The sequence below is a fragment of the Cellulomonas sp. A375-1 genome (assembly GCF_001040865.1).
GTDB classification, from domain to species: domain Bacteria; phylum Actinomycetota; class Actinomycetes; order Actinomycetales; family Cellulomonadaceae; genus Cellulomonas; species Cellulomonas gelida.
Map to the genome: position 1 here is coordinate 19,117 of NZ_LFKW01000078.1, position 8,986 is coordinate 28,102.

The 8,986-nt window shown below is 73.2% G+C and carries 11 protein-coding genes; 5 read left to right on the forward strand and 6 right to left on the reverse strand.

Annotated elements, in window-relative coordinates; translation table 11 throughout:
* The 3 genes from CWIS_RS18755 to CWIS_RS19350 form a co-directional block, all read right to left on the reverse strand.
* A partial coding sequence (locus CWIS_RS18755) for a hypothetical protein (protein WP_048342875.1) occupies nucleotides 1–341 on the reverse strand: 341 nt, incomplete at its 3' end.
* Nucleotides 342–422: 81 nt separating this feature from the next.
* Nucleotides 423–1,169 (reverse strand): serine protease, encoded by a 747-nt coding sequence (locus tag CWIS_RS08695; protein WP_082156331.1) that lies wholly within the window; start codon nucleotides 1,167–1,169, stop codon nucleotides 423–425.
* Nucleotides 1,166–2,107, reverse strand: a complete 942-nt coding sequence (locus tag CWIS_RS19350; protein WP_231583738.1) for a hypothetical protein — start codon at nucleotides 2,105–2,107, stop codon at nucleotides 1,166–1,168. The genes CWIS_RS08695 and CWIS_RS19350 overlap by 4 nt, the downstream gene beginning before the upstream one ends.
* A gap of 57 nt (nucleotides 2,108–2,164) precedes the next feature.
* Between CWIS_RS19350 and CWIS_RS08705 the strand changes: the two genes are divergently transcribed.
* A complete protein-coding gene (locus CWIS_RS08705; RefSeq protein ID WP_082156332.1) occupies nucleotides 2,165–3,427 on the forward strand; it encodes an MFS transporter in 1,263 nt (420 codons plus the stop codon).
* On the opposite strand, the gene CWIS_RS08710 is transcribed toward CWIS_RS08705, so the two are convergent.
* The 3 genes from CWIS_RS08710 to CWIS_RS08720 all read right to left on the reverse strand — a co-directional run bounded on the left by CWIS_RS08710 (nucleotide 3,408) and on the right by CWIS_RS08720 (nucleotide 5,987).
* Nucleotides 3,408–3,779, reverse strand: coding sequence for a DUF1844 domain-containing protein (locus CWIS_RS08710; protein WP_048342876.1), 372 nt, complete (start codon nucleotides 3,777–3,779; stop codon nucleotides 3,408–3,410). The two genes, CWIS_RS08705 and CWIS_RS08710, sit on opposite strands and share 20 nt — an antisense overlap.
* Before the next feature lie 165 nt (nucleotides 3,780–3,944).
* Nucleotides 3,945–5,441 carry a catalase gene (locus CWIS_RS08715; RefSeq protein ID WP_048342877.1) on the reverse strand — a complete coding sequence of 499 codons (1,497 nt, stop codon included), beginning with the start codon at nucleotides 5,439–5,441 and terminating at the stop codon, nucleotides 3,945–3,947.
* Nucleotides 5,442–5,537: 96 nt separating this feature from the next.
* The gene (locus CWIS_RS08720) at nucleotides 5,538–5,987 is read right to left on the reverse strand and encodes a Fur family transcriptional regulator (protein ID WP_048342878.1); all 450 of its coding nucleotides are present in this window, start codon (nucleotides 5,985–5,987) and stop codon (nucleotides 5,538–5,540) included.
* 474 nt (nucleotides 5,988–6,461) lie between these two features.
* On the opposite strand from CWIS_RS08720, the gene infC reads away from it, so the two are divergent.
* The 4 genes from infC to CWIS_RS19355 all read left to right on the forward strand — a co-directional run.
* On the forward strand, nucleotides 6,462–7,460 hold the full coding sequence (gene infC, locus CWIS_RS08725) for a translation initiation factor IF-3 (protein WP_231583740.1): 999 nt from the start codon (nucleotides 6,462–6,464) through the stop codon (nucleotides 7,458–7,460).
* 90 nt (nucleotides 7,461–7,550) lie between these two features.
* The gene (gene rpmI / locus CWIS_RS08730; RefSeq protein ID WP_048342880.1) at nucleotides 7,551–7,745 is read left to right on the forward strand and encodes a 50S ribosomal protein L35; all 195 of its coding nucleotides are present in this window, start codon (nucleotides 7,551–7,553) and stop codon (nucleotides 7,743–7,745) included.
* Between the two features lie 62 nt (nucleotides 7,746–7,807).
* Nucleotides 7,808–8,191 carry a 50S ribosomal protein L20 gene (gene rplT / locus CWIS_RS08735; RefSeq protein ID WP_048342881.1) on the forward strand — a complete coding sequence of 128 codons (384 nt, stop codon included), beginning with the start codon at nucleotides 7,808–7,810 and terminating at the stop codon, nucleotides 8,189–8,191.
* A gap of 154 nt (nucleotides 8,192–8,345) precedes the next feature.
* A partial coding sequence (locus CWIS_RS19355; protein ID WP_255352752.1) for an RNA methyltransferase occupies nucleotides 8,346–8,986 on the forward strand: 641 nt, incomplete at its 3' end.

An 8,986-nucleotide genomic window follows, 5' to 3' on the forward strand; every position in this document is an offset into this window, starting at 1 on the left:
GGGTCCGTGTCGCCGGGGGCCGTGTCGGCCGAGCCGGAGTCGGCCGCCGTGGGCGCCGGCTCGACGTCCTCCTCGTCGTCCCACGTCCGCTCGCCCGACGCGCGCGACCACACGGCGCGCGCGTGACGCGCCCACGCCGCGGCCGTCGGGCCGGCCTGCGGCAGGCTGCCGCCGCCCTCGCCGTCGCCCACACCCAGGCCCGTCGCGGCCCAGATCCGGGCGACGGGGATCACGGTCACTCCGTCGCGCTCGTACGCCTCGCCGAACACGCGCCGCACGCTGAACGTCTCGTTCGCGGCCGAGCTCATCGAGGCCGGGTCGAAGCGGGGAACACGGGTCATGGCAGCCTCCTGGTCGGTCGTCCTTCGATCATGGACGCCGCGGGCCGTGCGGTCCAGGGGTGTCCCGGAGGGCTCGGTCGCTCAGCCGGAGCACGTCGGGGCGGCGGAGACCTGCGTCTCGTCGTCGAGCATCGCGCGCAACGTGCTCACGGGCACGACGAAGCTCGCCCCGTCCTTGCCCTTGGCGTACACGACCCCCACCACCCGCCCGTCGGCGTCGAGCACCGGCGAGCCCGACGAGCCGAGGTCGACCTGCGCGTCGGTGACGAGCACCTCGCCGAGGTTCTCGTGCAGCGGGTCGGTGGTCGCACCGATCACGGTCCCCGAGGTCATCGCCAGCCGGCTGCCTCGGGGGTACCCGACGACCGTCACCGACGAGCCGGGCATCGGGTCGAGCGGCGCCAGCCCCGCGTACGCCGGGAGGGCCTCGACGGTCCGGACGAACGCGAGGTCGGCGAGCGCCGCGGTGCTCGCGGCCCGCGCGCGCACGTCCCTGCCGTCGTACGTGCTGATCTCGAGTGCCGCGGAGTCGGCCACGACGTGGCGGTTCGTGACCAGGGTGTGGTCGTCGATCGCGAAGCCCGACCCGGTCGACAGCGACCCGCACCCGACGTTCCGGATCCGCACCGCCATGCGCTGCGCGGCGTCGAATCCGTCGGGGGACAGCGCGCCGGCCGAGGACGCGACGTCGTCGCGCGACGAGGCGACGTCGAGCGACGTGGGTACAGGCTCCGGCCGCGGCGGGAGGCTGCCGCACCCGGCCAGGGCGACCACGCACAGGCCGGTCGCGAGACCGACGAGCAGGTGTGTGCCCCGGCGGGCGTTCACTGGTCGAGCTCGCGCTGCAGCTGCTCGTTCGCCTCGGTGGCCTGACCGCACAGCGCGTCGACGTCGTCGCGGAACTTCACGAGCTCCTCCGGCGCGTAGGAGTCCGCGTCGTCCATGTAGCCGATCAGCTGGCCCTGGGCTGCGATGCACGTCGCGAGCGCGGTGGCGACCTTGCCCGCGGCCTGCGAGACGCGTGCCTGGTAGTCGACGAGCTGCTGCTGCGCCGCCGAGTCGTCGCCGAGCTGGGCCTTCTCGTCGGCGAGCTCGGTGATCCGTTCCTGCGCGGTGGCGAGCTGGGCGCGTGTGTCGTCGAGGGTGCGTTGCGCGTCGGCCAGGTCCCCGCGGGTGCGGTCGAGCTCGACCGCGGTGCCGCGCGCGAGGTCCTCCCAGTCTGCGCTGGACGCACGCCACTCGTCGGTCGTGCGCCACAGGTACGCGATCAGCGGACCGGCGACGACGAGCGAGACGACGAGCAGCACCGCCAGCACGGGCACCGTGCGCGACCGTCGGCGCGGAGGTTCGCCGGGGGACGGAGCAGGTCCCTCGGTCCGGGACTGCTCGGTCCCGGACTGCTCGGTCCCGGACTGCTCGGTCCCTGACTGGTCGAGGCCAGCGGGCTCGTCGGACCCGGGAAGGTCGTCCTGTCCGGGACGCTGGCCGGAACCGGCGTGCTCGCCGGCCCCGGTGCGCTCGTCGCGCGCCACCCGCTCCTGCGACCCTGCGCGGGCGTCCGACGCCGCACGGTCGTCCAACGCTGCTCGTTCGTCCGACGCTGCTCGTGCGTCCGACCCTGCGTGCGGGTCCGAGGCGGCGAGCTCGTCGGTGCCCGCGACGTCGTCGTCGAGGGGGTCGAGGTGCGGCGCGTGATCCGCGCGCGCCGCCCAGCCCGGGGTGCCCTTCGGGCGACCACCAGGGGCGGGGGTGTCCAGCGGCGGCACCCGCACAGGATAGGCGGGCGGGTCAAGGCATGCGCGCGAGCGGGAGACAATGGTGGGATGACTCGCTCGTCCTACGCGGCACTGCTGCACCTGCCGTCGGTCGCGCGGCTCTACGTGGTCGCCTTCGTGTGCCGGATCCCCGCCGCGATGATCGGCGTCGTCCTGACGCTGCACGTGGTGACGGAGCTCGACCGTGGGTACGCGCAGGCGGGCGTGGTCGCGGGCGCCTCGACCATCGGCGTGGCGATCGGTGCTCCGTGGCGCGGTCGGCTCGTCGACCGGTTCGGGCTGCGACGCGCCATCGCGCCGTCGATCGTGGTCGAGTCGGTCGTGTGGGTGCTCGCTCCCCACCTCGACTACCACGCGCTCGTGGTCGCGGCCTTCGTCGCAGGGCTCTTCCTGGTGCCCGTGTTCTCGGTCGCGCGCCAGTCGCTGTCGGTGATGGTGCCGCTCGCGCAGCAGCGCACCGCGTTCGCGCTCGACTCCGTGCTCGTCGAGCTCACGTTCATGCTCGCGCCCGTGGTCGGCGTCCTGCTGGCGACACAGGTCTCCACGACGGCGGCGCTCACCGTCGTCGGGTGCGCGACCGTCGGCGGCGGCGCCCTCCTGATGTGGGCGAACCCTCCAACGCGCTCGCACCGCCCGCACGGCGCGGCGCAGTCGCCCGACGGTCGACCGGTCCGCAAGCAGCGCGTCTTCGGGGCAGACCTCGTCGTGCTGCTCATCGCGGCCGCCGCGGCGTCGTTCGTGCTCATCGGGACCGACGTGTCGCTCGTCGCGTCGCTGAACGACGCGGGCCGGCCCGGGGACGTCGGCTGGATGATCGCGCTCTGGGCGGGCGGCTCGGTCGTCGGCGGCCTGGTGCACGGTGCGCGGACCAGCTCGCCGCCGCCGCTCGTGCTCGCGGGCGTGCTCGGCCTCGCGGTCGTGCCCGCCGCGTTCGCCCCCATGCCCGTGTGGCTCGCGCTCGCGGTGTTCGTCTCGGGGCTCCCGTGCGCGCCGACGCTCGCCTCGATCAACGCGACGCTCGTCCGGCTCGCGCCCGAGGAGCGCCGCGGTGAGGTGATGGGGTGGTCGGGCACGATGTCGACCGTCGGCACGGCCCTGGGCGCGCCGCTGTGCGGGTGGGTCATCGACCGCACGAGCCCCGGCGCCGGCTTCCTGACCGCCGGGCTGGTGGGCGGTGGGGTCGCGGTCGTCGGGCTCGTCGTCCAGCGCGCCGTGCGACGACGTCATGCCGTCGCGGGTTCGGCCGCCGTGCAGGACGCGCCGACGGGCGACGTGCTCGTCGACGCGGAGGTCAGCTCACCGGGCCGGTGAACTTCTCGCCCGGGCCCTCGCCGGGGGCGTCCGGGTACGGGGAGGCCTCGCGGAACGCGAGCTGCAGCGACCGCAACCCGTCGCGCAGGGAGCGCGCGTGCTGGTTCCCGATCTCGGGGGCGGCGGCGGTCACGAGCGCGGCGAGCGCGGTGATGAGCTTGCGGGCCTCGTCGAGGTCCAGGTACTGCTCGCCGTCCTCCTCGGAGAGCCCGCACTTGACGGCCGCGGCGCTCATGAGGTGCACGGCCGCGGTCACGATCACCTCGACGGCGGCCACGTCCGCGATGTCCCGCGTGGCGTCGCGGGTCGCGTCGTGCTGCGGGTCGGCCTGGTCGAGGGGCTGGTCGCTCATGCGCCCATCCTTCCATCGAGCGCCGGGCGGGCCGAACCTCGCACGGTGGTGTCGCTCTCGTCGTGCCGCACCGACGGCAAGGATCCGACGACGGAAGGGACGCGACGACCCTCGCACCCGCGTGGGCGCGAGGGTCGTCGAGCAGTCCGGTGCGACGCGTGAGGCTCAGGCCACCGGGAGGGCGGAGGTCGCCGGGGTGCCGGTCTGCACGGGCGCACCGACGAGGTTGGCCCGCAGCGCCGCGCCGAGCCCGGCGTCGACGTTCGCCCAGTACTGGACGGCCCGCTCGCGGATCTCGTCGCTCTTCACGCCGCCGACGTGCCCGGTGATCGTCTCGAGGAAGCGCGCACGTGCCGCGTCGTCGAACACCTCCCGGTAGAGCGTGCCGGCCTGGCCCCAGTCGTCGTCCTGTGCGTGCAGCGCGGCCGCCGTGCGGGTCAGCTCGCCGTCGGACTTCCAGCTGCCGTCCGTCGCGCGGGCCGGGTCCGCGGCGGGGCCGCCGACCGAGTTCGGGGCGTAGACGGGCGTCTGCGCGGACGCGAAGGCATACCGCGCCGCGCCGTCCTTCGAGTACGAGTGCACGGGCGACGTCGGCGCGTTGACCGGGAGCTGCGCGTGGTTGGTCCCGACGCGGTACCGGTGGGCGTCCGCGTAGGAGAAGATCCGCGCGAGCAGCATCTTGTCGGGGCTCGCCGCGATGCCGGGCACGAAGTTGCTCGGCGCGAACGTCGCCTGCTCGATCTGCGCGAAGTAGTTGTCCGGGTTGCGGTTGAGCTCCATCTCGCCGACCTCGATGAGCGGGTAGTCCGCGTGCGGCCACACCTTCGTGAGGTCGAACGGGTTGAAGCGGTACGTCTTCGCGTCCTCGTACGGCATCACCTGGACCGACAGCGTCCAGCGCGGGAAGTCGCCGGCCTCGATGTGCTCGTACAGGTCGCGGATGTGGACGTCTGCGTCCGAGCCCGCGAGCTGCGAGGCCTCGTCGGCCGTGAGGTTGTCGATGCCCTGCTGCGTCTTGAAGTGGTACTTGACCCAGAACCGCTCACCCGCGGCGTTGATCCACTGGTACGTGTGCGAGCCGAAGCCGTCCATGTGCCGCCACGACGACGGCAGGCCACGGTCGCCCATGAGCCACGTGACCTGGTGCGCGCTCTCGGGCGACAGCGACCAGAAGTCCCACTGCATGTCGTTGTCGCGCAGGTGCGAGCCGGGCAGGCGCTTCTGCGAGTGGATGAAGTCGGGGAACTTGATCCCGTCACGGATGAAGAACACCGGGGTGTTGTTGCCGACGAGGTCGTAGTTGCCCTCGGACGTGTAGAACTTCAGCGCGAACCCGCGCGGGTCGCGCCACGTGTCGGGGGAGCCGAGCTCGCCCGCGACCGACGAGAAGCGCGCGAGCAGATCGGTCTGCGCACCCGGCTGGAACAGCGCGGCCCGGGTGTACGCGGACACGTAGTGCGTGACCCGCAGCGTGCCGAACGCGCCGCCACCCTTGGCGTGCACGACGCGCTCGGGGACCCGCTCGCGGTTGAACTGCGCGAGCTTCTCGACGAGGTAGTGGTCGTGCAGGACGATCGGGCCGTCGGAGCCGACCGACAGCGCGTGCGCGTCGGAGGCGACCGGCGCGCCGGAGTTCGTCGTGGTGGCGGGCACGTGAGACATGGATGTCCTCTCGAAGGGCGGGTGTGACAGATCGGCACGCCGGCGTCGCCGGCGTGAGCAGGGGGTGCGCAGGGCATGCGCAGCGTGAGGAGCGGCCTAGGGCACGGGCTGCGCGGCGTCCTCGGCGGGGGCGTCGGTCGAGGCGCTGCACGCGGGGCACAGTCCCCAGAACGTGACCTCGGCGGTCTCGACGGCGAAGCCCGAGGACGTGCTGGGCTCGAGGCACGGCGCGTGCCCGACGGTGCAGTCCACGTCCTCGACCGCGCCGCACGAGCGGCACACCACGTGGTGGTGGTTGTCCCCGACCCGGCGCTCGTAGCGCGCGGGGTGGCCGGCAGGCTCGATCCGGCGCAGGATCCCGGCCTGCGTGAGCGCGGCGAGCACGTCGTAGATCGCCTGCACGGAGACCGACGGCATCCGCATGCGGACGCCGCGCAGGACCGCGTCGGCGTCGGCGTGCGGGGAGGCGGTCAGGGCCGCGAGCACCGCCAGCCGGGGGGCGGTCACTCGCAGGCCGCGACTGCGCAGCAGCTCGTCGTCGTCCATGGCCTCAGCCCATCACAAAAACTGGAACCATTCAAGAATTGGAACGACTCGGGTGTGTCCGGTGGGCGTGTCGAGCGGACCGAGGGACCCGGGCGGTCGGGTGGCCCGGCCCGCGTCTGGTAGTCTCGTGCACCGACTGACCTGTGCTGTGCCCGTGCGAGCGAGACTCGAACGGTCGTGGTGCGGGTGCACAAGTGGAGAACTCTCCCACCTGGGTCCCGACCGACCGGCTTGCCGGCGACGGGGACCGGGTCTCGGTCTGTACGGCGGTGGCTGTCGTCGTGCGTGGCTCCTCGCCGCGCATCGCAGCGTGCCGTCGGCGCACGCGCGTCGTGCGACGGACCGTGTGAGGCCTCCTCCTGTGCCCAGGGACGGAGGCCTTCTTCGTTCCCGGAGGTCCGTCACGACGAACCCAGAGGAGCACCCATCAGCGAGCCCCGCATCAACGATCGGATCCGCGTCGCCGAGGTCCGCCTGGTCGGCCCTGCCGGCGAGCAGGTCGGCATCGTCCGCGTGGAAGACGCACTGCGCCTGGCCCAGGACGCTGACCTCGACCTGGTCGAGGTCGCCCCCGAGGCGCGCCCGCCCGTGGTCAAGATCATGGACTACGGGAAGTACAAGTACGAAGCGGACATGAAGGCGCGTGAGGCCCGGCGCAACCAGGCCAACACCGTGCTCAAGGAGATCCGGTTCCGGCTCAAGATCGACCCGCACGACTACGCCACCAAGAAGGGCCACGTCGAGCGGTTCCTCAAGGCCGGCGACAAGGTCAAGGTCATGATCATGTTCCGCGGTCGTGAGCAGTCGCGCCCCGAGATGGGCTTCCGCCTGCTGCAGCGCCTGGCCGCCGACGTGGCCGAGCTCGGCTTCGTCGAGAGCTCGCCCAAGCAGGACGGGCGCAACATGATCATGGTGATCGGCCCGAACAAGAAGAAGGCCGAGCAGCGCCAGGAGCAGCGTCGTCAGGCGCAGGCCGCCGCGGCGCGCGAGGCCAACGCGAAGGCCGCCGACGAGCAGCGCGCTGCCGCGGCTGAGCCGGTCGCGGCCGAGCCGGTCGCCGAGACCGCTGCGGTCGAGATGCCCGAGACTGCTGCGACCGAGGCTGCTGTGGCCGAGACTGCTGCGACCGATACTGCTGTGGCCGAGCCGGCTGTGGCAGAGACGGCCGCCGAGACGGTCGCCGAGCCCGCGGTCGAGGAGCCGGTCGCCGAGGCCCCCACCGCGGCGGTCAAGCCTGCGGCCGCGCCTCGTCCGGCGGCTGCGCCGAAGGCCGCGGCACCGCGACCCTCGGCTGCCAAGGCTGCAGCGGCCAAGCCGGCAGCGGCCAAGCCCGAGGCAGCGGCCAAGCCCGTGGCGGCACCCAAGCCGGTGTCCGCCCCGAAGCCGGTCGCGACGCCCAAGCCGAGCGCTGCGGCGGCCAAGCCCGCCGCGCCGCGCCCGGCCCCCCGGCCCAAGCCGCGCACCACCGACTGACATCACGACGGCCGGGACGCCCGACGGTCCGGCCGACACGACGAGTCGCACGAACCCGTGCGATGCGAACGACAAGGAGACACGGCAGCCATGCCGAAGAACAAGACGCACTCCGGTGCCAAGAAGCGCTTCCGCGTGACGGGGACGGGCAAGCTCATGCGCGAGCAGGCCAACGGTCGCCACCTGCTGGAGCACAAGTCGAGCCGCCGCACCCGCCGCATCGCCGGTGACGTGGTCGTCTCCGCTGCCGACACCCCCAAGATCAAGAAGCTGCTCGGCAAGTGACTCGCCCGGGCGCCACCGGCGCCCGGGGTCACTACCGGCCCTGACCAAGCAAGGAGCATCACGTGGCACGCGTGAAGCGGGCAGTCAACGCCCAGAAGAAGCGTCGTTCGACCCTCGAGCGGGCCAGCGGTTACCGCGGCCAGCGCTCGCGCCTGTACCGCAAGGCGAAGGAGCAGGTCACCCACTCCCTCGTCTACTCGTACCGCGACCGCAAGGCGCGCAAGTCCGACTTCCGCAAGCTGTGGATCCAGCGCATCAACGCTGCGGCCCGCGCGGAGGGCATCACCTACAACCGCCTCATCCAGGGCCTCAAGCTCGCGGGCATCGAGGTGGACCGTCGCGTCCTCGCGGACCTCGCGGTCAACGACGTGGCGGCGTTCAACACGCTCGTCAAGGCGGCCAAGGACGCGCTCCCGGCCGACGTCAACGCCCCCAAGGCGGCCTGACGCAGCACCTCCTGCAACGCCCCCGCGGACCCTGGTCCGACGGGGGCGTTGCTGCCTCCACTGCGCGCCGACATGCCGACGGGCGCGAGGCGCAGTCCGGCTCGCCGCCCGCCGGCTCGACGAACCGAGGGCCGGTACCCGCGATGATGGGTCCGTGACGGCAACGGATGTCCTGACCAACCCGCGCAGCGAGCGCGTGAAGGCCGTGCGCGCCCTCGCGGGGCGCGCCGTGCGCGAACGCCAGGGGCGGTTCGTCGTGGAAGGCCCCCAGTCGGTGCGGGAGGCCGTGGCGGGCTCCCGCACGCGCGTGCGGGACCTCTACCTGACGGCGGCAGCGGCGGCACGCTACGACGAGATCGTCGCGGCGGCCGCCGCGCACGGCGTGCGCACGACGATCGGCGACGACGACGTGCTCGCGGCCATGAGCCCGGACGCGCAGGGCGTCGTCGCGGTGGCGGACCTGCTCGGCGGTGGGCTGCAGGGCGTGCTCGACGAGCGCCCGCGCCTCGTGAGCGTGCTGGCGCGCGTGCGCGACCCCGGGAACGCGGGGACGGTGATCCGCGCGTCGGACGCCGCGGGGGCGGGCGGGGTCGTGCTGACGACCGAGAGCGTCGACGTGCACAACCCCAAGGTCGTGCGGTCGACCGCCGGCTCGCTGTTCCACCTGCCCGTGGCATACGACGTCGCACTGGCGACCGCCGTGCAGGCGATGCGGGCCGCAGGGATGACCGTGCTCGCCGCCGACGGCACGGGCGAGCACGACATCGACGACCTGCTCGACGTCGCGGGTCACGC

Coding starts and splice junctions, on each gene's coding strand:
- CWIS_RS08705 (WP_082156332.1), top strand. CDS start 2,165: ATGACTCGCTCGTCCTACGCGGCACTGCTGCACCTGCCGTCGGTCGCG.
- CWIS_RS08710 (WP_048342876.1), bottom strand. CDS start 3,779: ATGAGCGACCAGCCCCTCGACCAGGCCGACCCGCAGCACGACGCGACC.
- CWIS_RS08715 (WP_048342877.1), bottom strand. CDS start 5,441: ATGTCTCACGTGCCCGCCACCACGACGAACTCCGGCGCGCCGGTCGCC.
- CWIS_RS08720 (WP_048342878.1), bottom strand. CDS start 5,987: ATGGACGACGACGAGCTGCTGCGCAGTCGCGGCCTGCGAGTGACCGCC.
- rpmI (WP_048342880.1), top strand. CDS start 7,551: ATGCCGAAGAACAAGACGCACTCCGGTGCCAAGAAGCGCTTCCGCGTG.